Origin of the sequence: uncultured Solobacterium sp. (genome assembly GCF_963550625.1) — a bacterium.
Lineage (GTDB): Bacteria > Bacillota_I > Bacilli_A > Erysipelotrichales > Erysipelotrichaceae > Bulleidia.
In genome coordinates this window covers 81,701-107,196 of sequence record NZ_CAUVCV010000006.1, presented here as the reverse complement: position 1 = coordinate 107,196, position 25,496 = coordinate 81,701, and the positions used below count along the sequence as shown (strand labels likewise).

Sequence of the window (25,496 nt, the reverse complement as noted above, 5' to 3'; positions counted from 1 at the left end):
AAAAATAGGTAGCTATAAGTTACCTATAGCTACCTATTTGAATGTAATGGAGCGAGTGATGAGAATCGAACTCACGTATACAGCTTGGAAGGCTGTCGTTCTACCATTGAACTACACTCGCATATCTTACAAAAGTGGTGTCTCGGAAGGGACTCGAACCCTCGACCCACTGATTAAAAGTCAGTTGCTCTACCGTCTGAGCTACCGAGACATCTTAAATGGCTGGGGTAGTAAGATTCGAACTTACGAATGAGGGAGTCAAAGTCCCTTGCCTTACCGCTTGGCTATACCCCAATAATCAAGTCCAACTCGTAAGCATCACTCGATGCATCAATCAGTAAATGGTGGAGACGGGTGGTTTCGAACCACCGAACCCAGAGGGAGCAGATTTACAGTCTGCCGCGTTTAGCCACTTCGCTACGTCTCCAAATAAAATGGTGCCGACTATAGGAATCGAACCTACAACCTATTGATTACAAATCAATTGCTCTGCCAATTGAGCTAAGTCGGCAAAAAAATGGTGGAGGTTAACGGGCTCGAACCGCTGACCCTCTGCTTGTAAGGCAGATGCTCTCCCAACTGAGCTAAACCTCCATCTATCCCTTACATTCCTGTTTCATGGAATGCTTTAATATAGTAGCATGGTGACTTTTTATCGTCAACACTTTTTAATTTCTTTTTTTAAATTATTTTCAAAAAGAATTCAAATCTCATTTATAGAGGTTTACTTTCATATGAATATGAAACCCACAATAAAGAATTTTAATGAATGTGCTACAATAGTATATATTTTATGGAGGTTGTATATGAAAATCTATAACGCCAAATATTTAGATAATAATCAGCGGTTTATTGTGGCAATTATCACTGGATTGATTGCGGCTATTATACTAGGTACCTTATATGGACTTATTACATCATTTTTACATATCGAGTTCTCTGTGATGTTTGTTGCGGTTGGCTATGGCATCGCTGCAACAATCAAACATTTTGGTAGAGGTGTTCATACTAGATTCATGGTAGTTGGGGCAATTATGACTTTCCTTGCAATTTTTATCGGTGACTTGGTAAGTGCCATATCACTCAATGGAGTTGCTGTCCTATTCACGAGTGGAAATATACCTGTTATTACAACCACCTTCCTATCATATCTTCGTAGTTTTGCTTCATCGAATCCATTTACATTAATTAGTTTAGCATTCCGCTTAATTGGAATATATATTGGTTATACGCAATCCGTCATTTTATAGAGGTGTAATATGTATAGAAAAACATGGATGCAAGTCAATCTAGACAAGATTGAACGCAACTTGATCAAATTAAAAGATATCTGTCAGAAAAAAATTATTGCTGTTTTAAAAGCAGATGCGTATGGCTGCGGTGATATTCACGTTGCCCGTGCGGTATTGGAAGCAGGTGCAGAGATGATTGCTGTATCTTCTTTAGATGAAGCTCTCGTTCTTCGCAATGAAGGTTATTCAGGTAAACTCTTAATACTTGGTGCTACAGAAGCTAGTGATATTCCTGTTTTGATTAAACAAGGTATTTCTTGTACAGCTTACTCTAACGAATGGGTAGAACACGCAATCCAACAAAACTGTGAAGGTTTGCATGTACATCTAAAGATGGATACCGGCATGAGTCGTATTGGTTTTCGTACGATTGACGAATTACATCTAGCCTTCGATAAACTCCAGACCACAAAATGTGATATGGAGGGTATCTTCACACACTTCTGTTGTGCAGACAGTAATTTAGAACTCACAAACCTACAGTTCTCTAAATTTAAGGAAGCAGTCGAGTCCTTCTCTTACTCCTTTCCTTGGGTACATTGTGATAACAGTGATGCAACAGCATTCTTTAAAGAAGATACATCCAATGCCTGCCGTATCGGTATTTCACTGTATGGAATTTCCACTTATGAGAAATCCCTTGAACCCGCAATTTCTCTTCTAAGTGAAATCATTATGGTAAAGCATATGCATGCAGGTGATACAGTTGGATATGGTGCTACTTATACTGCTAAAGATGATGAAATTATTGCTACCCTACCAATTGGGTACGCAGATGGCTTCATCCGCGCTAATCAAGGTAGAAAAGTATATGTTGATGGACAATACGCTGAGATTGTAGGACGTGTATGTATGGATCAAGCGATGATTCACTTAGAACATGAAGTACCAGTTAAAACAGTTGTTGAAATCTTTGGTGATCACATCTCACTAGAGAAGATGGCCGAAGAATTAAATACAATCCCATATGAAATTATCTGTCTACTCAGCAGCCGTGTAACGCGTCGTTACATTTGGCATAACCAAATCCAAGACGAAGAAAATTCTCGTTTGGAAAAGAGTATTTTAGCAAAAGAGAAGAACTAAAACGATGAGCCTCGCTCATCGTTTTTCGTTGATTGGTAAAAGATCAATAAATCCTAACTCGGGATTATTATATAAGCGAACAAAGAACTTATTTCCTGTCGCAAAACCTCTTGATATGTATAATAGTCTTCCATCAAGATTCTTAATACCATGTGTATATTTTGGAAATAGACCCTGTTGTGGTGCATATAATCCTTGTCTTAAGAATGGAATTGCCCATTGGCCACCATGCGCATGGCCGCTGATAATTAAATTAACCGGTAGCTGCTCATAGAATGCCACATGGTGTGGACGATGTGATAAAAGAATACGATAATACGACGTCATACAGAGAGAGTCAACCTCCTCTACTGTCTTATCCATCTTAGGGCCACCATCTGTTAGACCAATAATCTCTAATAATTGGCCATTGATATTCATCACTTCACTATCATCAAGTAGAACTTGCACTCCATCTGAACGCATCGCAATCACATAATCATGTAGTTTCTCTTTTAACATCTTATCGTGATTTCCACTGATATATACTCGTGGATACGCATTTAATGCATGCATGAGCGCAAGCATACTTTCGTTATCTCCCCTAGGCGTAAAGATATCACCAGGAAAAACAATTACATCTGGTTTATGTTTATTTACCATACGAATAATACGCACATTATCTTTACCAAAACTTTGAGAGTGTAAATCAGAAATAACACAGATACGTACACGTTTTGAAATGAGTGGTGAATAAATCTTTTTACGTGTCGCATCTATTTTATGCGGCCACCCTAAGAATACAATCAGCGCAACCAATAAAACTGATACCACAGATACAATGATAATTGTCTGCATACCTTCTAACCTCCAACTCCACTTAACCAATTTGTCTTATATAACCGAATTAAATATAATACACCTCTTATCGCAATATCAATCGTCATTGCAAGCCAAGCACCCATAAGTCCCATGATTGGTGATAAGAAGAATGCTAGTGTAATACGAATCCCCCATAAACTCAATAAATTTAGTATAAATGGAATTACTGTATCACCCGCACCTCGTAACACACCTGTAATAACTATGGATGCCGCAAACAGCGGCTCTGCAATCATGACAACACGAATTACGTTTACACCAAGTTGCTGTACATCTACATCTGGTGTTAATATTGCAAATATTATCGGAGATGTAAAAAACAATATAATCGCAAGGATACCCATAATAGCCATACCCAATAGTGTAATGATATTGGCAAAGTCTTTCGCAAGATCTTTCTTACCAGCACCAATTGCTTGTCCAATTAATGTTGTGGCTGCTGCTGCGATACCATATCCAGGCATATAACAAATTGACTCTACTGTATTACCGAAGGAATGTGCCGCAATCGCAACTGTTCCAAGTGGAGCGATAATCTTTGTGGACGCAATTTGTCCCATACATAAGACACTTTGTGCTAATGCATTTGGCATCCCTATCTTCCACGCAGAAGATAATACGTCTTGACTTGCAAACCAATTTCCGCGAATCTCTTTGATGTGTAATTCATTCGATTTTGTTAAGGCTACCTTGAAAGAAATCACTGTGCAAACACAAACTGCAAGTGATGTACCAAGTTGTGCTCCTAAAACACCTAAATTAGCTCCATACACCCATATCTCTAAACCAAAGATGGAAATCATTCTAGATGGGAAGATTAAAAAGAAATTGAAGATTATATCTAAGATGCACATCAACACAGCCATCTTACCTGGAGTCTTCATATCCCCTGCACACTGCAACATACTATTCACAAGATAATTCAACTGACGAATTGGGAGGAAGATTGCATATAATCCAAGATAATTCGTCGCATCTTTCCATATCTCTGGTTGAGCCTGTAACCATGACGGTGCAACTTGAGCCCACACATAACAGACTCCTGCAATTAGAAATGAAATGAACAATGAAGTTAAAATGGACCCTTTAAATATCCTTTTACTACGTTCAAGTTTACCTGCACCTACTGCATGAGCAACCTGTACAGAGAATCCAATCGCTACGCTATTAATGAGTTCTCCAAATAGCCAGGTACTCGACATAACAAGACCAATTGAAGCAGAGGCTAATGCACCCAGTGCACCAACCATCGCTGTATCAATAAATCCCATGACTGTTTCGGTGATGACTGCTAGGATTCCAGGGATACTTAAATCTCGTATAAGTTTTATCTTATTGGAAAATGTTAACTGTTCTGCATTCCGTATTTTTTCTGCAAGCTGTGTATTCATACGCCTATTATACAAAAAGGTACTCCCTTTGGAGTACCCCTTATACCTATTTATTTGGATTAAAATATACAGTTGTGCCAGCTTCTACAGATTTTGTAATCCACACGCTCGCTCCGATAACACAACCATCACCAATTACGGTATCACCACCAAGAACTGTTGCATTGGCATAAATAACAACATTATTACCAATGTTTGGATGACGCTTTCCACCCTTCACAAGTTCGCCATTCTCATTGACTTTGAAACTCTTTGCGCCGAGTGTAACACCTTGATATAGCTTCACATGGTGACCAAGTACTGCCGTTTCACCAATGACTACACCAGTACCGTGGTCAATACAAAAGTAATCACCAATTGTTGCACCGGGGTTAATATCAATACCTGTCTTTTCATGAGCATATTCTGCCATAAGACGAGGAATATATGGAACGCCTAACTTATATAAGACATGCGCAATACGATAGATAAAGATTGCATAGAAGCCAGGATATGCAATGACTACCTCTGACTTGGTTCTAGCTGCTGGATCGCCATCATAGATTGCCTGTATGTCTGTTAAAACGGAACGCTTAATCGCTGGTAGTTCTGCCAAAAACATATCTCTTAAGTTTCCACAGATGGAACAATCGGCACCCTTAAATTGTAGAGACGCCTGAATCTCCTTCTGTAGACCTTCCGATAAATAGTTTAGAGCTTGTTGTTGGTTTAACATGCCTGCATGATAATAATCTGGCAAAATCACTGCTTGTACTTGCTTTAAGATCGTAATGATATTTGTACGATCTGGTATACGCATTTTTAATGCAAGATCTTTATCTTCAATTTCATTTAGTTCATTGAGTAGTGTTTCGTAATTTTCCATTTTATTCTGCGAATAATGCAGTTGATAAATAGCGATCTCCTGAGTCAGGTAATAATACAACAATTAGCTTACCTGCATTCTCTTCTCTCTTCGCTACTTCAAGTGCAGCGTGCACTGCTGAACCTGAAGAAATACCAACTAATATTCCTTCCTTTCTGCCAATTTCAGCACCTGTTGTGAAGGCTTCTTCATCTGTAACTTTGATTACTTCATCATAGATTTCTGTATCTAATGTTGTAGGGATGAAACCTGTGCCGATACCTTGAATCTTGTGTGGACCTGGTGCACCACCTGATAATACTGCACTAGTTGCTGGTTCAACACCAATCACCTTCACATTTGGATTCTTTTCCTTGAGATACTTACCTGTACCAGAGATTGTTCCTCCTGTTCCGATAGCGGAAATAAAGATATCAACCTCACCATCTGTATCTTCCCAAATTTCTGGTCCTGTTGTTAAGTAATGTGCTTTGCGATTTGACATATTTTCGAACTGCTGTGGAATAAATGAGTTCTCAATACCTGCCGCAAGTTCTTCTGCCTTAGCAATTGCGCCCTTCATACCCTTGGCACCTTCTGTTAATACAACCTCTGCACCATAGCCCTTAACCATCTTACGACGTTCAACAGTCATTGTATCTGGCATTACTAGAATAACACGATAACCCTTCGCTGTACCAACGGCAGCTAAACCAATGCCTGTATTTCCTGATGTAGGTTCAATAATTGTAGAACCTGGCTTTAATAAACCGGCTTCTTCAGCATCTACAATCATCTGATATGCAATTCTGTCCTTTACGGAACCCGTTAAGTTAAAGTATTCAACCTTAGCTACAACACGTGCCTTTAGGCCAAGTTCCTTTTCAAAGTGTGTAAATTCTAATAGTGGTGTGTGACCAATTAATTCAGTTGTTGATTTTTTGATATTTGACATAGTATTTTCCTCTTTTCTCTCATGTAATATATGGAGCGGTAAAAACAAAAATCCGAGCATGCAATCATATGCCCGGATTTATTTACTATTGTGCTTACGAATCACTGCAATAAAGGTAAATTAAAGCAGCCCCGACGCAGAAACAGCATTCATCCGGACATCATTTAAATTACAACAGCAACACATTTGATTCATCACTAGTTTGTTCATGCCCGTTTCCTCCTGTTCACCGTTCTTATTACGGAAAATATCATAGTACTATCAGTTTTATTTGTCTACTCTAATGATTCATCTTTTTTCTTTCAATTTGTATCAGGGTTTGTACATCATCTTCTTTCAACTGCTCTAATTGATCGGATATCTCGGATTCATCCGCAAATTGATTGAAGATATTTTGTTTATCATGTAATCGTTTTACCAGTACTTCATCTATCGTATCTGCCGATAATAGTCGGTATACAAATACGTGATTAACCTGACCCATACGATAGATGCGAGAGATGGCTTGCATTTCATCAGATGGTTTAAGCTGGGGTTCACAAAGAATGACAATCTCTGCCGTCTGAATGTTTAATCCAATTCCTCCAGCACGAATCTGTATTGGTAATACCTGTGCAACAGGTTCATCAAACTGACGTAGAATTTCCTGTCGTTTCTCTAGCGATAATTTTCCACTAATGACTGGCAAAGATTTTCCTAATAGTAAATCTGTCACGAAAGATAACGTTTCTATGAAATAAGAGAATATGACTACCTTTCTTCCTTCACTTAATGCCTGCAAGCATAATTCAACCATTCTCTCTGCTTTTGTGGAGTTAAGTGAATCCCAAGATACTCTACGCATTGCCATAAAGTTTCCAGATTCAACTGCTTTGCGATAAGAGAATATCTCCTCCTCATTCATCATGCACCATTCGTCATGAATCGTTAGCTCGGGAAGTTCCATAAGTACATCCGCACGCTTGCGGCGTAAATATACTGGTGCAATCTTCTTGCGGAACAAATCTGCTTTCGCTAGATATTTCATATCTTTTACTTCGCTTGCAATTGAAGGATTTAAACATTCAATTAAATAACACATTTCATCTACGTTATTTTCAATCGCTGTACCAGTCATATAGAGTGCATACTCGGCTTGTTCGATCATTCGAACTGTGTTACGTGTACGCTGTGCCTCTTTATTTTTAACAAAGTGTGCTTCATCCACAACAACCATATCGAGTGGGAAATCCTTATCAAGGATGATCTTATCCAATCCTTCATAATTGATGATTGCAATACCACCATCACTCTTCCAGATTTCAAAATTACTAAAACTGGTTCCATGCAACATATATGCTTGCATGTCTGTTAGTTTTTCAATCTCACGCTTCCAGTTAAGTAATATCCCAGCTGGACAGATAACAAGAAAATAACGATGACCTTTATGATGTAAATGATTCATCGCCGCAATTGCTTGAATGGTTTTTCCTAGACCCATCTCATCTCCAAGTAATACTCTTTTCTGATGCAAGATATACTTGGTTCCAAATTCTTGATAATGACGCAACTCCGTATGGAATGATTCTAACAATAATGGTGTTGCTTGTATTTGTTTCAACAGCGAAACATCAATATCTTCATCAATATCATCCTTGATTTCAATTTCCGCAAGTTTTTCAATTACCGTATAGTATTGAATCGCATGTTCTCTGTAGTCCTGCAATATCGTTTCAAAATCTACATTTTTTAGTGCAGTACAATTATCATAAAATTGCTTAATTGTTTCTGCGTAAGAAGACCGGTTAAAGTACTTTACATCTTCTACGGCTTTTAAAAAACTCTGTTTCTTTTTTCTACCACTAAAAATCCAACCAAAGAAATTTCGAATCAGACCACTATTATCATAGGCTTCTTGGATTCCGCGCTCTGTTTCTTGATAGATTGAATTTAAATTCGCAAAGTTTTCTTTTGTATGCAGATAGAAGTAAATTTCTTGAAGAATCTCTTTATCTCTGTCTGTTAGATGTTCTAAGTCTATACGATAGTGGATCTGACTTTTAACAGCTGCAATACTACGGTGTAGTGCCAACATAAGTTTATCTGCCGTTTCATCCCCAATACCATCTAACGCTTCTAGTTGTCTACGATTATATTTCAATAAATCATACATCGTTGTGATGTGGTTGTCTTCAAGTGCCTGCAGTGGAAGTCTAGCAAAAGATTTCGCTAGATCTGTAATTGGAATTTGTCGAATTTCATCCTCAACTTTATCCATGATGATTCCTTGGCAACGATCATGAATCATTTGAATATTTTTCTTTTCTTGCGTACGCAATGAAAAGAGTTGATCTTTTATCATCTTCAACTGTTCACGTTCATACCGAATCTCTTTATAGTTGATATTTCCTATATACATTTTTCCTCATATGAATTATAAATTGTTCTTATAAAAAAACAAATGACCATAATTATAGCCATTTGCTTATTTTCTATTTTGTCCACTTTGCGAATTCTTCATCTGTCGCAAGAACTGTATGCGTTTCAGTAATCTTATGATAGCTTCCTGCAGTGTAATCAACACCCTCTTTGGTCTTATCATAACTAAGTGCGATGCGTTTTTTCTCTACGACTGGATTGGCTTTTGGAATCGCAGATAAGAGTGCTTTTGTATATGGATGTACTGGATTTTCAAAGATTTCGTCCGTTGTACCTGTCTCTACAATATGGCCTAGGTGCATAACTCCAATATGATCCGAGATATACTTTACCATCGAAAGGTCATGTGCGATAAAAAGATACGTAATTCCAAGTTCTTGTTGTAAGTCACGCATTAGGTTAACAACCTGCAAGCATCGCCATGCTCATTGCTACAATTAGACCAGTTACTGCTATCTTCTTTCCTTTCATTATTTATGTAAATATTTTCTAATTATTTTATGTAAATTATTTCATTTATAAAGATTCAAATTAAAAATTATCTTTGTATTTCTTTATCTAACGCAAGATATTTCCTTCGAATCATGATATTGTATATGAGGATACCAAATTTTCCCCATTTTATAGAAAGTGGGTTTTTTTATGGATAATTTTACAGTTTTTGATTATGAAGACATTCAACTAATACCAAATAAGTGTATTGTTAACAGTCGTGCTGAATGTGACACAACAACAAAATTTGGGAAACATCGTTTTAAATTACCAGTTGTTCCAGCAAATATGCAGACGGTTATCGATGAATCTCTAGCAATCAAACTTGCTGAAAATGGATATTTCTATATTATGCATCGTTTCACTCCTGAAAGTCGTCTTTCATTTGTGGAAATGATGCACAAAAAAGGACTGATTTCTTCTATTAGTGTTGGCGTAAAAGAAAATGAATATACCTTTATTCTTGATCTCGCTAGCCATCAGTTAATTCCAGACTATATTACGATTGATATTGCTCACGGTCACTCCAACGCCGTCATCAATATGATCAAACATATCAAAAAACACCTACCTGATACATTTGTCATTGCAGGTAACGTAGGCACACCTGAAGGTGTTCGTGAACTTGAAAATGCAGGCGCAGACGCAACGAAAGTCGGTATTGGTCCTGGAAAAGTATGTATCACAAAACTTAAGACAGGCTTTGGCACAGGTGGTTGGCAGTTAGCTGCTTTACGTTGGTGTGCGAAAGCTGCACGTAAACCAATTATTGCCGATGGCGGTATCCGTTCAAATGGCGATATTGCAAAGTCGATTCGCTTTGGCGCAAGTATGGTTATGATCGGTTCCCTATTTGCTGGACATACCGAATCACCAGGTAATACTGTTATGCAAAATGGTATTGAAATGAAAGAATACTTTGGTAGTGCCTCTGAATATCAAAAAGGCACCCGTAAAAATGTGGAAGGCAAAAAGATGCTTGTGCCATGTAAAGGTTCTATCATGGATACACTAATCGAAATGCAACAAGACCTTCAATCATCCATCTCTTATGCAGGCGGAAAAGATTTAAACGCAATTCGTTATGTTGATTATGTCATTGTAAAGAATTCTATTTTCAATGGTGATACGCATTAGGCATTCTATTTGGTGAATTTGACGCAAAGGATATAATAATAATGAAAGAAGGTAACGAAATGACAAAGATTGATATTATCTCCGGCTTTCTAGGAGCTGGAAAAACAACATTGATACAAAAGTTAATCAAAGAAGTATATGCAGGTAAAAAAGTAGTTCTTGTTGAAAACGAATTTGGCGAAATTGGAATTGACGGTGGTTTCTTAAAAGATGCCGGTATCGTTGTCAATGAAATCAACAGTGGATGTATCTGCTGTACATTACAAGGTGACTTCCGCAATGCTTTACAAGAAGTAGTCAAGAAGTATGACCCTGACCATATCATTATTGAGCCTTCAGGTGTTGGTAAATTATCCGATATCTTAGCAGTCGTAAAAGATGTAGAAGGTTTACATCTAAATAGTTACAGTACTGTTGTAGACGCAAAGCGTTGTGAAATCTACCATAAAAACTTTAAGGAATTCTTTGATGATCAAATTTCAACAGCTGCTTGTGTCATCTTATCCAGAACTCAACTTGTTGATGAAGAAACATTACAGAAGGATATCACCATTATCCGCGAATTAAATAATGACGCAAGAATCATCACTACTCCATGGGATGACCTATCAGGTCAAGCAATCATCGAAGCGATGGAAGGTTCTACAGATGGCTTCCCAGAACTTGAAGAGGAAGAAGAATGCTGCTGTTGTGGATGTGGTTGTCATGATGAAGACGATGATGAAGATTGTTGTTGTGGTCATGAGCACCATGAACATGAACATCATCACCACCATGAGGAAGAAGAGTGCTGCTGTTGCTGTGGCACTCATGAACAAGAGGAACATGAACATCATGAACATGAGCACCATCATCACGACCATCACCATGACGAAGATGAAGGCTGCTGTTGTGGATCTCATGACCACGATCACGAACACCATCACCATCACCACCATCATCATGGGCATGATGCAGATGAAGTATTCACATCTATCGGTATCGAAACAGTTAATAAGTACTCTGTAGAAGATATCGCATTAGCACTTTCCGAACTAGATGAACATATCATCCGTGCAAAGGGTATTGTTCCTAGTCATGATGGAAGTTGGTTATTCTTTGACTATGTTCCAGGAGATGCAGATATCCGTATTGGTTCCCCTGCTTATACTGGTTTAATCACAGTCATTGGTGATAAGGTAGATGTTGCTCGCATCAAAGAAATCTTTGCGGTGAAGTAAGATGGCAACTCCTGTATATCTCTTTACGGGATTTCTTGATTCCGGTAAAACTTCTTTAATCTTAGACACACTAAACGACCCTTCCTTTATGGAAGAAAATAGCCGTACGTTAATCATTTGTTTTGAACAAGGTGAAGTTCGATACAACGATAAATACCTCGCAGAGCGCAAAGCATTCGTTGAATATATGGACTCTCCAGAGGATTTAAACGTAGAAAAGATTCGCGAGTTAGATACCATCTATCATCCAAACCAAGTATTTATTGAATACAACGGAACCCTCGCAATCACACCGTTTATCTTGTCACAGATGCCAAACTTCTGGCCTTTGGTACAGATTCTTACAACAGTAGATGCGACAACTTTCCAAATGTATATTAACGCAATGCGTTCTGTCATTTACGAGCAGTTAAAGTACAGTGATACAATTATCTGTAATCGTTGTACACCAGATACCTCCGCATCAATGCTGCGTGGCAATATTAAAGCTATTAATAAAAAAGCTCAGATTTTCTACGAAGGCGAACACGGTGCCCAGGTCACTCTTAAAGAAGGTGTACTACCATTCAATATCAATGTCCCTATCATCGATATCAAAGATGATGATTATGGCATTTGGTATATGGACGCAATTGAAAACCCAGATAAATATGATGGAAAAGAAATTATCCTACGCGGGAAGTTCACCGAGACATTACCAGGCTATCATCAGACCTTTATCATGGGCAGACAAGCAATGGTATGCTGTGCAAATGACACAAGTCTTTGTGGATTAACGGTTACAGGCGTTAAAGTAGAAGAACTTGTAAAGGATAACTGGTATGAAGTACAAGGTAATCTTAAGACCATCCCATTGGATAATGGCGGTAAGACACTCGTCCTATACGCAAACCGCATTCAAAACTACCAAAAACCACAAGATGAGTTCGTATATTTCAGCTAATCACTAGGGTAATTCTTAAGAATTACCCTTTTTTATTCTGAACTTTTTTAATTTTCACCTATGTTAGTTAACGCACTTTACTCATTTGTGCTACCATTATTCAGGGAAGTGATAAAATGATGAAATTTTTAAAAGAAAAACTAAATATTCGTAGAGCCGTTTGGTTCTTACTCATTTCGGCAATGTTCTTACTGTTTTATGCGCCACATCTTTCCTTTGATGTACACATGAAAAAAGGTATCCAAGGTACTGTAGTGGTTTCAAACTTCAATACAGACCGTGGAGAAGAAATCTTTGCAAACTATAACTATAACTCTCATAAGACATGGCTAGATGCACAACCATCTTGGGAAGTAATTCACCTCAGTAACATTCCAATCGTTACAAACTCTTTACGTTTAGGCTTTAATAACGTAAAGACAGACATCTCTATTACGAAGATTGACGTTTCATTTGGACCATTCAAACTTGCAGAGTATACACCAGAGAATATCTCTAACAAGATCATCGCCTCTCAAGGTATGGTCATCAACACAAATGACAGCACCATTAACTTAACCGTAAACGGTGTTGAAGGCTGGCTCCAGCTTGAAACCCAAGAGTACCTACCAAAAACAGCTTGGGTTGCAGTATATCTTTCTATCTTAGTACTAAGCTGGATTATCGCATATCTTATTGACAAGAAGCTTTTATGGTCAAAGCACATTCCAGAAAATGAAATGATGTTAATTGCGGCTCCGATTTGGTGCTTCTTTATGTCAGAAATCTGTACTGGTAACTACTACTACATCAACTTGATGAATCGTTTCTATAACGTTGCTATCTATATTATTCTATATAAAGTAATCTACTTAATATTCCGTCGATTACCAATCTCAGTTCTAATTAGTAACTTATTTGTTGTAATCTTCGGCATCGTAAACATGTACGTAACACAGTTCCGTAACCGTCCAATCGCACCATGGGATTTAACCGCAATTGGTACAGCTGCAGATGTCATCTCAAACTATCAAGTTCAGATTCGTTACTTCATGGTTATCGCTATTATTATCGCCATCTTAATTTATCTTTTGATGCGCTCTGTTCCTCGCGATACCACTAAGATTAATGTTTACTACGCAACATACCCTATTTTGATTATTGTTGTAGCACTCTTCTTAAATAGCGTTGGTCAATACTATCTATGGGATATGAACCTATTATCCATCTTCCAAACAGATGGTACAGCACTAAGCTTTACAGGTCTCGTAAATCAATACATCTCTGATCAACCAAAGAAACCTGAAGGATATTCTGTAGAGGAACTCAAAGAACTGGGTAAACAGCTTGCTGAAAGAGCTGCAGCCAACGTTGATCCTAATGGTACTAAACCAACGAATATCATCATGGTAATGAACGAATCCTTTGCGGATATGAATATTGGTGGTACAAACTATGCTGATAACATCATCCCTTACTACCTGTCTCTAGAAAATACGATTCGAGGAAACCTCTACGTCGATGTACGTGGTGGTGGTACATGTAATAGTGAATATGAATCCTTAACAGGTAATACAACTGCATTCTTTGCGGGTGGTGTATATCCATTCAACATGTATATGCATAGAAACGTACCTTCTATGATTTCCTACTTTAACCAAAGCGGTTTTACTACAACAGGTATTCACCTTGGTAAATCCACAAACTGGAACCGTGCTTCTGCATGGAAAAAACTGCAGTACCAAGATAAAGTATTTGCAGAAACCTTTGATGGTCTGGAAACAATTCATGGATATCCAAGTGATGCACAGAATTTCAAAGTCCTAGAAGAAACATATGAAAAGGAAAAGGACAAGAAAAACTTTATCTTCAATATCACCTACCAAAACCATGGTGGTTATGATGATAAGGATGACTTAAAGAAGACCGTCAATTTCAGTTCTATTGGTGGTGGATATGGTCATGCGGAAAACTACTTCTCATTAATGAAGATTTCTGATCAAGACTACAAGAACTTGATTGAATACTTCTCAAAGGTAAAAGAACCTACCATGATTGTGATGTTTGGTGACCACCAACCATCCTTAGGTGCAGAATGTGATAACCTTTTATTCCCACATGCAGGTACGCCTGAAAACGACATGACACAATATATTACCCCATTCTCCATTTGGGCAAACTATGATATTCCAGATGAGACAATTGATAAGTTAAGTATTAACTACCTATCTTCACTCATTATGAAGACCGCAAACTACCAAATGACTCCATACCAGGAATTTTTATATGAACTAAAAGATAAGTATCCTGTAATTGGTCTATATGGTTGTTATGACGCAGCTGGTAAATACTACCAATCTGTATATGATATTGATGATGCGGATATCAATACATACCGTTGCTTACAATACAATAACGTATTTGATTCTGACCGCATTTCATCCCTATTCTATCCAGAAGGAAAAGAGAGTAACTAAAAAGAACACTTCATGTGTTCTTTTTCTTATAGAAACATACGAATAAAACTATTTTCTTCCGTATAAGGTTTCCAACCTTTACCTGGTTCAGCACACTTCATAAAATTCGTCCAAGCAGAAACCATTTCATCGCTAATCTTATAATCGCGCACTTCCATCTCTCTCCAACAGCGACTCAACGTTCCAAACATATACCATAACTCAGCAGAGTGGAATGCACCAGCGTCATCTGATGGCAATTTACGATTAAATAAATATAAGTATGTCGGTTTCCCGTGATATTCATTTCTTAAATTCGCAAAATCAATCATACTCTGATAGTACTTAGACTTACGCATCGGCTCATCTACACCTAAACCAAAGTCATTGCCATTAGCACCTATAATATATGGGATATTCTGTACATCACCACGTTTTGCTAGTTCATCCAAAGTATCTTCAAGCACAAAGCCATCAACCACTGGTCCAAACAACAAGCGATTATCATGCTTGGAAAGCTTTGGTAAGATATCCACTAACTTCTGAGCAGGAATTTGACGTAATGCTTGAATATTCTTCGCACCCACAAGCTTCATAATTTCTTCACCAGTTTCATACGCTTCTTCAACAGTCTTATGTTTAAAGATAGGATTATCTACCCCAGCACCACTTTGAATAATTGCCTTGGCAATCATACCACGTGTTGTAGGACTGGAAATTAATGTCTGAACACTAATTGCACCTGCGCTTTGTCCAAATAGTGTAATGTTATCAGGATTTCCTCCGAAGGCCTCGATATTCTTACGAATCCAACGAATCGCAAATACCTGGTCTAAGATTCCATAGTTAGAAACGCAATGTGCAGGATCTTCCTCTTTTAGTTGTGGATGCGCAAAGAATCCAAATACACCAACACGATAATTGATTGTCACCAGTATGACATCATTCTGTACAAAAGCTTCTCCATCAAACGGAACTTCATTTCCATATCCATGGTCAAAAGCACCACCATGGAGCCAGATTGCGACTGGATATCCATGTTCCGATTTACGATTTGGTGCCCAGATATTTAAATACAGACAATCTTCACTCATTTCTGGATAAGGATACTGCTCATAGTTATAAAACTCTTTCCGATAAAATGGATTCGCTGCCTTAGGTTGTGGGCAAATCTTACTATATTCCAAAGCATCTCTAACGCCTAACCAACGATCAGGTGCCTGTGGGGAACTAAAACGTAAATTCCCAATAGGAGGTTTCGCATAAGGTACACCCTTAAAAATTAATTTAGATTCTGTCTCTTCACCACGCAATATACCCTGTTCCACTTTTATTTCAACTGTTTTCATAAAAACCTCCAGTTCGAATTCTAATCGTATTTTTCAACATTATATCATTTCTAATTTTCAAACTAATGAAGAATACATGAAAAAGAGATCCGCTGGCACAGATCTCGATTTCTTTTTTATTTTTTTGGGAGGGAAAGAAATTTATAATTTCTCTGTCAATTAAGACACTTATAATATACCCAAACCATGTGTTAGATATATGGTGAAATAGTGAAAGTATTGTGAAAGTGTATTTTTCATATAATTTTTCTATATTTTTTATTAGAAATGCTTATTTAAGCATACATTTTTAATATTAATATTGTTTTTATCAATATTATAGTTTCATTATCTTTGTAATAAGTTTTCAAAAACATATCTAGCTTAAGTATTTTTAAATCATAGAAAATAGTTAAATATAACAAATAAATCAAAAAAAGTATAATATTAAATATGGTGGTCTTAATATGCATTCCAAAATGTATCATTCATGATTCCCTACGTCCTCGTAGCTCAGTTGGATAGAGCGACTGCCTCCTAAGCAGTAGGTCGTGCGTTCAAATCGCATCGAGGACGCCATAGTATATGAACTCTAAGCCTTTATTCATCAGGCTTAGAGTTTATTCTTTTCAAGTTTCCAAACATGATTTATTAGATAATGTCATTATAAAATGACAGAAAGCACACACCAAAACAACGGGAGGTTTTCTCTCGCTCATTCTGATGAAACTATATATCGGCTTTCAAATTCAAATCCGTGTCGTCTGCTCCTTAACTAACCACGCAAGCAGGCAATGCGGTAACGGTTGGTACGGCAATTATCAGTTACCGCAGGCACTTCCTAAAATCGAGTTTCATTCGTATTCAGTTGTCACTCTCATTTGTTCAAATAGCTATGGTATAATTTTATGTAGATACCAATAGATATTGAAATTCACGAGGAAATAATTGCTATGGACGATAAAAAAGAACTTCAAGTTAAACTTGTGCCAAATAATGAAATGGCTATTGCGAATGAATATGACTTTGATAAAATCATTTTCGACTTAGATAGTCAAGTTGATTTGTTATCCAGCCAAGCGGATAAATATGATTATTTAGTATCTGTTGGTAGCGGAATACTTTGCGGCTTGCTTGATATTCTTTGGGTTGGAGAGTTCAATTTAGAGCGAGGACGAACTATAGCGAACGATAAAGTTGACGAATTCGTTAAAAAGACCGCCAAGATGTTTGGTTGTAAAGATAATGATTTGCAGTCTTCAGTTAAATTCCTTGAAAAAAAATTTCCTATACCGAGTGACGGCAATACACCTGATTTTGGTGGCGGATTGCAACATCATCTGCGTGATTTTGCTCATCATCCAACAATAGTGGGATTGATGTTTTCGCTACTCACTCAATTTACTTCAAAATCATATGGCACAGATGTAAACGGTTGTTTTATGGTTGTGAATGTTCCTGAAAAGAGCAAGGCTTTTATCGGTAAAGATGTTCCTACAAAAATATTATTCGGCACTTTGGTTTGGTTTTTCCATCTTGTTAGTGATATGGCTGGATCAAGCAGTTCTGTTGGAAAAAGCGGAGGCACAGGAATACCCGGTCCGATACTGGCTTTAGCAAAAGAATTATCGGTACTTCCAGTCTTTAAAAATCTAAAGGTTGATGATAATTCTCTATCTATGTTTTTATCAAAACTCTTCAACGGAACTTTACTTGCAAAGCACGATAAATCTGGGGAAATTATCAAAGACACTGTATTAAAGTTCGATTTGCGTGGAGAACTTGGTGTTGGAATTGAACTTGGACGACAAGCTATTCCTGTTATTGCAAATGAATGTATCGTAAGGACTTTTTATTTTCTTCGCCGTCTTGCAATGGAAATGCATGCAAATAATGTTCATTCAATCTCTGATATGAAGAATATTGACTGGGCAAAAGTAAAGCCATCGAACAATCCGACGATTGCGAGAATGCTTACAATTTCAACTGGAGTTTTTACCACTCTCGATATAGGTGAAGCTGTAATTTCTCAAAAATATTGGGTTTCTGTTAACTATATAGGTGTTGGACGGTTTGCTATTGCCATAGGCGAAGATGTTAATTGGTGCTTAAAGGCAAGAAAAGTCAAAAAAGTAAAGCAAATGTATGAGGATATAAAACGGTTTTCATTTTCACAATCAGATGAAAAAATTTATGAAAGAATAGGTAATGATATGGATATAGATAAACTTGGCTTAACAGTTGAGCAAACAGAGATTTTATATAATCTTGAATACTATAAAACACTGAACGATATAAAAAACACTAAGCTACCAATTAACAACGACGGTGTAAAACAATTAAAGCAGGAATGGCTTGATGAGTGGAAAAAGTATATAGCAAGAGGTTTTGCGAGCTTTTTGCAAATTGAGGGTGTGGAACTCCATTGGTATAGCGATGAAAAAGAACTAATACAAAAAGTGGAAGAAAACGAGCCGAATAATACTTGGTTTCGTTTAGTGCTACTTGAGGCTATGCTTTTTGAGCCATACTATCCGTTAAGTCTTGAAAAAGATAAAAAAGGTAATGATATACCGAGTCGAAAATATAAGGAACTTCAAAATATCATTAGTGGTTATAAAAAAGGTGTTGGCGATAGCTATCTTGATTTGATTTTCAGCGGTGATTATTATACAAAAGGCTATATAAACAGACTTAGAAAATGTTATGATAAAGTACTGCGTGAGTTAAATGAAGTTCTAAAAACCGTCTTAACATCGATAACCGTTACTGCAGGCATTGCGATTGTTGCTACTGCAACAGCAGGAGTATTTGCACCTGCAATCGCCGTCGCTTTGGTCGGATCAAATTTTGCAGGACTCAGCGGTGCAGCCCTAACCAGCGCTTGTTTGGCTTATCTTGGCGGCGGAGCGATTGCGATAGGTGGATTAGGAATGGTAGGAGGTACAGCAGCTATTGTTGGCGGCGGTGCTATTCTTGGACTTGGCGTCGGTGCAGGTGTAGGTGGTGCTGTTGGTGCAGCAGGTTTGATGGGTAAGAAAAACACCATTATGCAGTCCGCAAAGTTACTCGTATCAATTAGGGAAATATTCCTTAATGATGAACACGATGTTGAATACTCAAACAGCATTTACGAAAAGTATGTTCAGAATATCACAGATATTGAAAAAGGTTTGGTTGAGTTAAGACTAAAGGCAGATGTAGCAAGCGGAAGAGAGAAAAAAGAATTAAAGGACAAAATCAAAAAGACAGAAGAGTCTGTCGAAGCTATGAAAATCGCACGAAAGAGCTTGCTAAAATTCAAAACTTCTTTTGAAGAAGGATTAAAAGTATCCTCAACTAATTAACAATTACAAATAATGGCGGCAAGGATTTTCCCTGCCGCCATTGCTATTAAAATATGTCTGCTTCGATTGTTCTGATAAATCACACAAATATTTATATAGAAGTTGTTTAGAGGAAAGGTAATCCGTATTAAAAGCCTTATAAGCTTTTCTGTCCTTTTACTTTATGGCAAGATTTCTAACCAATATCCATCTGGGTCTTCGATAAAGTAAATACCCATTTCCTCATTTTCAAAACAAATACAACCCATTTCCTCATGCTTCTTATGAGCTGCATCAAAATCATCTACCCTAAATGCAAGGTGAAATTCACACTCACCCAAATCATATGGCTGTGGATGATCCTTGAGCCAAGTGAGTTCCAATTCAAACTCACCAACCTCACTCTTCAAGTAAACAATAATAAAATCATCACTTGTCTTTCTTCTCACCTCGTGTAAGTCGAGGGCTTCATTGTAGAAACGAATGGATCTTTCTAAATCTGAAACATTTAAATTCTCATGAATCATTTTAAACTTCATATCTCTTCTCCTCTCGCTACCTCTGTGTTTCTAATGCGTGACTGATACTCTGGGTATTCCATGATAAAACGTTGAATCACGCTAGGATCTCCCCAGTAGTGAATTGGATAGATGGCATCACAGTCCACATTTTCTAAAAAATATAATAACCCGTCAGCGTAGTGCATTTCCAGTCTTGGGTCAAGTGGAACAAAAGCAACATCAAAATGTCTACCCTTAATTTTTCCAATCTCCGTGTGATATATAGTGCGAAGTTCTAGGTTTTCCTCTTCCGGTTCACCTTCCCAATACCAATCGTTTAAATCGCCACCATGGTAAATCATTCCTTCATCAGTAATAACAATGAAAGCGACACCACTATCGTTTGAAAATAGAGTCTCAACTTGAATTCCACCATCAAACTGATAGCATTCATCAGGTTTAACAAAGCGATGCTTAATCTTCGATAATCTATTTTCATCACTGATGTCGTTTGCTAATATGGCTTGATAACGCATCTCCATCTGATTGAGAAGGTCAAATATCAACGGATTATAGTGATCATTGTGAGAGTGACTACAAAAGACCATTACGTCCTTCTCCTTATCGAGAGGTGGTAGCTCTCCCTTGTAATAATCAAAGATACAATAGTAATCTTTGAGTTCAACCAATATACCACTATGAACTAGATATGTTATTTTCATGGTATCACCCCCTTGGAATTAACCCACTAACTTTCCTATATTACCTAAAATCAATAAATTAATTTGTATATTAAATTTTTTATCCTACTTTCTGAACTTAATAACCATAATTTTTAAATATTTAACCACATATACGTAATATCACCATTCTTGCATGTTTAGCAGCAGTATACTAGTTTGATAACCTTCGTTTCCCTTCTCCTTCATTTATATATTTTTTCGATTTACGATTCCTCAAAGATAAATGCTTGAGCAAACTCTTTATAACCGATTGATTTTGCTACTTGAATCGATGCAATGTTATCTAAAGCACATTCCCATTGAGGAACAATACCTGATTGAATATGGTGATGTGTTGCTAATGCTGCACATAATTTTGCATAGCCTTTTCTTCTATACTCCGGTAAAGTTACTATTCCTGTATGCTGAATATCCCCCTCCATATATGGCATATCTGGTGCATCACATAACGCTACAAGTTCATCATCAATGATATATCCAAAGAAAAAGCCTTTATCAACTTTTCCTTCAAAATAGGCTTTAAGCCAACCTATTTCAGTAACTGATGGATATGCTTTTTTGAAAAAAGTCTCAAACAGTGGATAATCATCTCTTTTTAGTATTCTTGCATCTTTATAATCAAAAACACGTTCTTTTACAAACTCCATTAATTGGTATGCTTTTAAAGGATAAGTCTGGTTGATTGTAGTAATCAATTCCTTAGCATCTGTTAGTTTCGTAAGTTCATCAAAATAAGACTGGTATTTAGGTGAATAAGCTATGATACAAGCATCTCCTTTACACAAGATATATATCGAGTATTTACATCCAAATCCTTTTAATATAAGACTTCTTTCATCGGCACAAACAAACTGTATACCATGTTCAAAATTACTTATATCTACTCCACAAAAGTAAGAATAATAATCATATGTTATTTTTTTAATTTCTCTAGCATCTATTTTCATATAATCCCTATCTATTAATATGAGTTTTAAAAATAACTATCTAATATAGCATCTTTATAAAATATTATACATTGCAAAATATGCTCTAAAGAGAAAACAGTAACCAATATTAAATAGCAACAATACTATTTCTATTTTTTATTACAACCTTTTAAGTTCAAAACATCTATTTGTGAAAAATAATAGAATAAATATTGTTTTCATGATATTTAATTTCAAAAAAACTGGTCGGTTCAATTTTTCCATTCAAAATAATATCATTATTAAAGGTGATTCTTCTACTTTTCTCCAAAGCATTGGTTATTATAATTTGACAGCAATTCAATAAATATGCACAGATAGCCGTAGCATGAGAAACAACCAATACCTGCTCACCTTCATTTATGCTTTTCAAAATTTTATTAATAACAATTTTCATCCGTTCTTTTGCTTGGTTTAAAGATTCTCCATTCTTATTAGCATAATCATAATCTAAATATTGTTTTAGCCAAAAATCCTCATAAGCTTCCCCAATAATTCGCTCATGCAAATCATATAAAATCTCAATTTTATTACTTATTTGCTTTGCAGTTTCTACTGCTCTAGTATATGGAGATGTATAGCAATAATCTATATTTAAAAACAATGCACGCTTAGATTCTGCAAGTTTCAAACCTTCAGTCGAAAGAGGGATTAATGATGTTTCTAGATTAATCTTTTCAGGAATTGAGTGTCTCATTAAATATATTGTTTTCATTTTATCCTACACTTTTATTTTTAATAATCATGATTTGTCTGTACTTAGCTTACTAATACTTCAGAAGCATTCACATACATCATTTGCTCGAGATTCAGATTGTTAATGATACTTGTTTAAATAATCAATAAAAATAGTTAGGAATACAAGCACTGATTTGTTATCATCATCTTCACAAACCACACCATATCTCTTGTTTTTATATGTAGTATTTGTTATAGAACCAATCGTTTTCCCGGAGGCTGTATCGATCACCCTATATTTCCCCAAATTGAAATCGCCCATTGCTACCCAAGAATTAAAATTTGTCTAATAAACCCTTCTATTCCCTTCTGTTGCAATGATGATATCCCCAAAAGAATGACCTAGATTAAATGAATATTTTACATATTCTTTCTTACTGAAGAGTGTTTTATCTTCAATTACCTTTTTCTGAATACTACCAATCTTTCCCTTTGATACTTCGTAAAAAGCCAAAGTATACCCATCTTTATTTGTAGTTAATAAAGTACTATATAGCTCTTCGTTCTTTTTCGTATAAACTCTATATATGCCATCACCTATTTCTTTATCACAATCTACAAATAAACAATATTTATTTTCTTTTGCAATCTTACCCAGTTCTGATTTAGTAGTATTTTTTTCAATTATGCTAAAAGCACCTCCAAGAACGGTTAGTCCCGTACTAACAGTTGTCCCTACAATCACTTCTTTCATAGCACCCTTAAAAGCATCTTTAATTATCCCCATAATGTCCCCTTTAACTAACTATGTATATTCTAAATCTTATTAAAAATACCCCATTTTTTCAATGCACGATTATAAAATCATCATAATGATATGCACTGATACTACACTTATTATTTTGATTCTGTCTTTAAAACCAATAATAAATTCATTTCACATCAAATCACATAGTATTTTATTAGCACTCTCTAAATGAATGTGCTAAAATCTTTTTATCCGAAAGGAGTTTTATATATGAATGATAACAAGAAGAGAAAACCTCTTGTGTACTACTATGCATTTGTCGCAATTGTATTAGTATTACTCAACTTGGTTTTACGACCTGTACTTCAGCAGGCACAAATTGAAGAAGTTCCTTATAGTACATTTATTCAACAAACCACCGATGACAAAATTGATGAGGTGACAATTGAGTCTTCTCAGATTGTATATAAGCTCAAAGATGGTGATACAGTATACTCTACTGTAAAAGTAAATGACCCTGATTTAGTTGATCGTCTCGAAACTCATGATGTGAAATTTTCTGGTACACGTGTACAACAGGGTTCGCTATTTATGAACATCTTCTTTGGTTGGATTCTTCCAATCATCATTGCGGTAATGTTAATGCGTTATGTTAACCGTACAATGCAAGGCGGAAAGGATTCGCCACTTGGAGGTGGCGGTCTAGGTGGTATGTTCAACCTAGGTAAGTCAAATGCTCGTGTATACGATAAAGATAAAACAACGATTCGTTTCCATGATGTTGCTGGTGAAGATGAAGCAAAAGAAAATCTTCAGGAGATTGTAAACTACCTACATGATCCAAATCAGTTTAAATCCATTGGTGCGACAATGCCAAAAGGCATTCTCTTAGTTGGTCCTCCAGGAACAGGTAAGACCATGCTTGCAAAGGCAGTTGCTGGTGAATCAAACGTACCATTCTTCTCTATCTCGGGTTCAGAGTTTGTAGAGATGTTCGTAGGTATGGGTGCCTCCAAAGTTCGTAGCTTATTCAAAGATGCAAAAGAAAAAGCACCATGTATTGTATTCATCGATGAAATCGATGCGATTGGTGGCAAACGTAATGCAGGTAACTTTGGTGGTAATGATGAACGCGAACAAACATTAAACCAGTTACTCACAGAAATGGATGGATTTGAAGGTAATAACGGTATTGTCGTACTAGCAGCTACAAACCGTCCTGAAAATCTAGACCCTGCTCTACTACGTCCAGGAAGATTTGACCGCCGTGTTCCAGTTGAGTTACCTGACCTTCAAGGTCGTGAAGATATCTTAAAAGTACACGCAAAGAAAGTTAAAACCGAGCCAGGTATTGATTATAACGTAGTTGCACGCATGGCTTCTGGTGCTTCTGGTGCAGAACTTGCGAATATTATCAATGAGGCAGCTCTACGCGCTGTACGCGAAAAGAGAAATGCAGTAAGTCAGAAAGACTTAGAAGAAAGTATTGAAGTTGTTATTGCAGGATATCAAAAGAAGAATGCAATTCTAACGGATAAAGAAAAACTAGTTGTTGCATATCACGAAGTAGGACATGCATTAGTTGCGGCATTACAAACACATAGTGCACCAGTACAGAAGATTACAATCATCCCACGTACAAGTGGTGCTCTAGGTTATACAATGCAAGTAGAAGAAGGTAATCATCCTCTTTACACAAAGTCTGAATTAGAAAACCGTATTGCGACACTTACAGGTGGTCGTGCAGCAGAAGAAGTTGAATTTGGACAAGTTACTACAGGTGCATCCAATGATATCGAACAAGCAACAAAGATTGCTCGTGCTATGATTACACGTTATGGTATGAGTGATGAATTCGATATGGTCGCAATGGAAACTGTAAATAACAAATACCTTGGTGGCGATGCTTCACTAGCATGTTCAGATGGTACAGCTTCAACAATTGACCAAAAGGTTGTAGCACTCGTGAAACAACAACACGAAAAAGCAAAACAACTATTAACGGAACACAAAGCAGATCTTGATCGAATTGCACAGTTCTTATATCAAAAAGAAACAATTACTGGCGAAGAATTCATGGCGATTCTTGAAAAGAAAGAAGACTTTGAATTACCAGTAGTACAATAGCCTT

The 25,496-nt window shown here is 36.7% G+C and carries 19 protein-coding genes, 7 tRNA genes and 1 pseudogene; 9 read left to right on the top strand and 18 right to left on the bottom strand.

Annotation, left to right across the window (positions count from 1 at the left end; genetic code table 11):
• Window positions 1–47: 47 nt before the first annotated feature.
• The 6 genes from RYK16_RS05125 to RYK16_RS05100 all read right to left on the bottom strand — a co-directional run bounded on the left by RYK16_RS05125 (window position 48) and on the right by RYK16_RS05100 (window position 594).
• A tRNA-Gly gene (locus RYK16_RS05125) sits at window positions 48–121 on the bottom strand.
• A gap of 14 nt (window positions 122–135) precedes the next feature.
• Window positions 136–211 (bottom strand) — tRNA-Lys (locus RYK16_RS05120).
• 8 nt (window positions 212–219) lie between these two features.
• Window positions 220–294: transfer RNA gene (locus RYK16_RS05115), tRNA-Gln, on the bottom strand.
• A 48-nt stretch (window positions 295–342) separates the two neighbouring features.
• Window positions 343–427, bottom strand: a tRNA-Tyr gene (locus RYK16_RS05110).
• An 8-nt stretch (window positions 428–435) separates the two neighbouring features.
• Window positions 436–511, bottom strand: a tRNA-Thr gene (locus tag RYK16_RS05105).
• 7 nt (window positions 512–518) lie between these two features.
• Window positions 519–594 (bottom strand) — tRNA-Val (locus RYK16_RS05100).
• Between the two features lie 212 nt (window positions 595–806).
• Between RYK16_RS05100 and RYK16_RS05095 the strand changes: the two genes are divergently transcribed.
• The gene (locus RYK16_RS05095) at window positions 807–1,250 is read left to right on the top strand and encodes a hypothetical protein (protein WP_314851213.1); all 444 of its coding nucleotides are present in this window, start codon (window positions 807–809) and stop codon (window positions 1,248–1,250) included.
• Window positions 1,251–1,259: 9 nt separating this feature from the next.
• Complete coding sequence (alr, locus tag RYK16_RS05090) at window positions 1,260–2,378, top strand: alanine racemase (protein ID WP_314851212.1); 1,119 nt, start codon at window positions 1,260–1,262, stop codon at window positions 2,376–2,378.
• 15 nt (window positions 2,379–2,393) lie between these two features.
• On the opposite strand, the gene RYK16_RS05085 is transcribed toward alr, so the two are convergent.
• From RYK16_RS05085 to RYK16_RS05060, 6 genes and pseudogenes are all read right to left on the bottom strand, one after another.
• The gene (locus RYK16_RS05085) at window positions 2,394–3,215 is read right to left on the bottom strand and encodes a metallophosphoesterase (RefSeq protein WP_314851211.1); all 822 of its coding nucleotides are present in this window, start codon (window positions 3,213–3,215) and stop codon (window positions 2,394–2,396) included.
• A gap of 5 nt (window positions 3,216–3,220) precedes the next feature.
• On the bottom strand, window positions 3,221–4,645 hold the full coding sequence (locus RYK16_RS05080; protein ID WP_314851210.1) for an MATE family efflux transporter: 1,425 nt from the start codon (window positions 4,643–4,645) through the stop codon (window positions 3,221–3,223).
• Window positions 4,646–4,676: 31 nt separating this feature from the next.
• Complete coding sequence (locus RYK16_RS05075; protein WP_314851209.1) at window positions 4,677–5,495, bottom strand: serine acetyltransferase; 819 nt, start codon at window positions 5,493–5,495, stop codon at window positions 4,677–4,679.
• Between the two features lies 1 nt (window position 5,496).
• Window positions 5,497–6,429, bottom strand: a complete 933-nt coding sequence (gene cysK, locus RYK16_RS05070; RefSeq protein WP_314851208.1) for a cysteine synthase A — start codon at window positions 6,427–6,429, stop codon at window positions 5,497–5,499.
• A gap of 280 nt (window positions 6,430–6,709) precedes the next feature.
• A complete protein-coding gene (locus RYK16_RS05065; protein ID WP_314851207.1) occupies window positions 6,710–8,827 on the bottom strand; it encodes a DEAD/DEAH box helicase in 2,118 nt (705 codons plus the stop codon).
• A 73-nt stretch (window positions 8,828–8,900) separates the two neighbouring features.
• Window positions 8,901–9,257 (bottom strand): annotated as a pseudogene (locus RYK16_RS05060) (oligopeptide/dipeptide ABC transporter ATP-binding protein); the annotation flags it as partial.
• 232 nt (window positions 9,258–9,489) lie between these two features.
• Here RYK16_RS05060 and guaC point away from each other — a divergent pair.
• The 4 genes from guaC (at window position 9,490) to RYK16_RS05040 (ending at window position 15,095) form a co-directional block, all read left to right on the top strand.
• Window positions 9,490–10,476 (top strand): GMP reductase, encoded by a 987-nt coding sequence (guaC, locus tag RYK16_RS05055; protein ID WP_314851206.1) that lies wholly within the window; start codon window positions 9,490–9,492, stop codon window positions 10,474–10,476.
• A gap of 59 nt (window positions 10,477–10,535) precedes the next feature.
• Window positions 10,536–11,696, top strand: coding sequence for a CobW family GTP-binding protein (locus RYK16_RS05050; protein WP_314851205.1), 1,161 nt, complete (start codon window positions 10,536–10,538; stop codon window positions 11,694–11,696).
• 1 nt (window position 11,697) lies between these two features.
• Window positions 11,698–12,639, top strand: coding sequence for a GTP-binding protein (locus tag RYK16_RS05045; protein ID WP_314851203.1), 942 nt, complete (start codon window positions 11,698–11,700; stop codon window positions 12,637–12,639).
• A gap of 116 nt (window positions 12,640–12,755) precedes the next feature.
• The gene (locus tag RYK16_RS05040; protein WP_314851202.1) at window positions 12,756–15,095 is read left to right on the top strand and encodes an LTA synthase family protein; all 2,340 of its coding nucleotides are present in this window, start codon (window positions 12,756–12,758) and stop codon (window positions 15,093–15,095) included.
• Between the two features lie 26 nt (window positions 15,096–15,121).
• Here RYK16_RS05040 and RYK16_RS05035 read toward each other — a convergent pair whose 3' ends face one another.
• A complete protein-coding gene (locus tag RYK16_RS05035; protein ID WP_314851201.1) occupies window positions 15,122–16,423 on the bottom strand; it encodes a carboxylesterase family protein in 1,302 nt (433 codons plus the stop codon).
• Window positions 16,424–16,904: 481 nt separating this feature from the next.
• On the opposite strand from RYK16_RS05035, the gene RYK16_RS05030 reads away from it, so the two are divergent.
• Window positions 16,905–16,981: transfer RNA gene (locus tag RYK16_RS05030), tRNA-Arg, on the top strand.
• A 374-nt stretch (window positions 16,982–17,355) separates the two neighbouring features.
• On the top strand, window positions 17,356–19,749 hold the full coding sequence (locus RYK16_RS05025; RefSeq protein ID WP_314851200.1) for a hypothetical protein: 2,394 nt from the start codon (window positions 17,356–17,358) through the stop codon (window positions 19,747–19,749).
• A gap of 161 nt (window positions 19,750–19,910) precedes the next feature.
• Here RYK16_RS05025 and RYK16_RS05020 read toward each other — a convergent pair whose 3' ends face one another.
• The 5 genes from RYK16_RS05020 to RYK16_RS05000 form a co-directional block, all read right to left on the bottom strand.
• Window positions 19,911–20,267 carry a VOC family protein gene (locus tag RYK16_RS05020; RefSeq protein ID WP_314851199.1) on the bottom strand — a complete coding sequence of 119 codons (357 nt, stop codon included), beginning with the start codon at window positions 20,265–20,267 and terminating at the stop codon, window positions 19,911–19,913.
• Window positions 20,264–20,950, bottom strand: a complete 687-nt coding sequence (locus RYK16_RS05015; protein ID WP_314851198.1) for an MBL fold metallo-hydrolase — start codon at window positions 20,948–20,950, stop codon at window positions 20,264–20,266. Before RYK16_RS05015 ends, RYK16_RS05020 begins: the two co-directional genes overlap by 4 nt.
• A gap of 224 nt (window positions 20,951–21,174) precedes the next feature.
• A complete protein-coding gene (locus RYK16_RS05010) occupies window positions 21,175–21,918 on the bottom strand; it encodes a GNAT family N-acetyltransferase (protein WP_314851197.1) in 744 nt (247 codons plus the stop codon).
• Window positions 21,919–22,084: 166 nt separating this feature from the next.
• Complete coding sequence (locus RYK16_RS05005; protein WP_314851196.1) at window positions 22,085–22,654, bottom strand: histidine phosphatase family protein; 570 nt, start codon at window positions 22,652–22,654, stop codon at window positions 22,085–22,087.
• Between the two features lie 309 nt (window positions 22,655–22,963).
• On the bottom strand, window positions 22,964–23,404 hold the full coding sequence (locus RYK16_RS05000) for a hypothetical protein (protein ID WP_314851194.1): 441 nt from the start codon (window positions 23,402–23,404) through the stop codon (window positions 22,964–22,966).
• 231 nt (window positions 23,405–23,635) lie between these two features.
• Between RYK16_RS05000 and ftsH the strand changes: the two genes are divergently transcribed.
• A complete protein-coding gene (gene ftsH / locus RYK16_RS04995; RefSeq protein ID WP_314851193.1) occupies window positions 23,636–25,492 on the top strand; it encodes an ATP-dependent zinc metalloprotease FtsH in 1,857 nt (618 codons plus the stop codon).
• The last annotated feature ends 4 nt before the right edge of the window (window positions 25,493–25,496 follow it).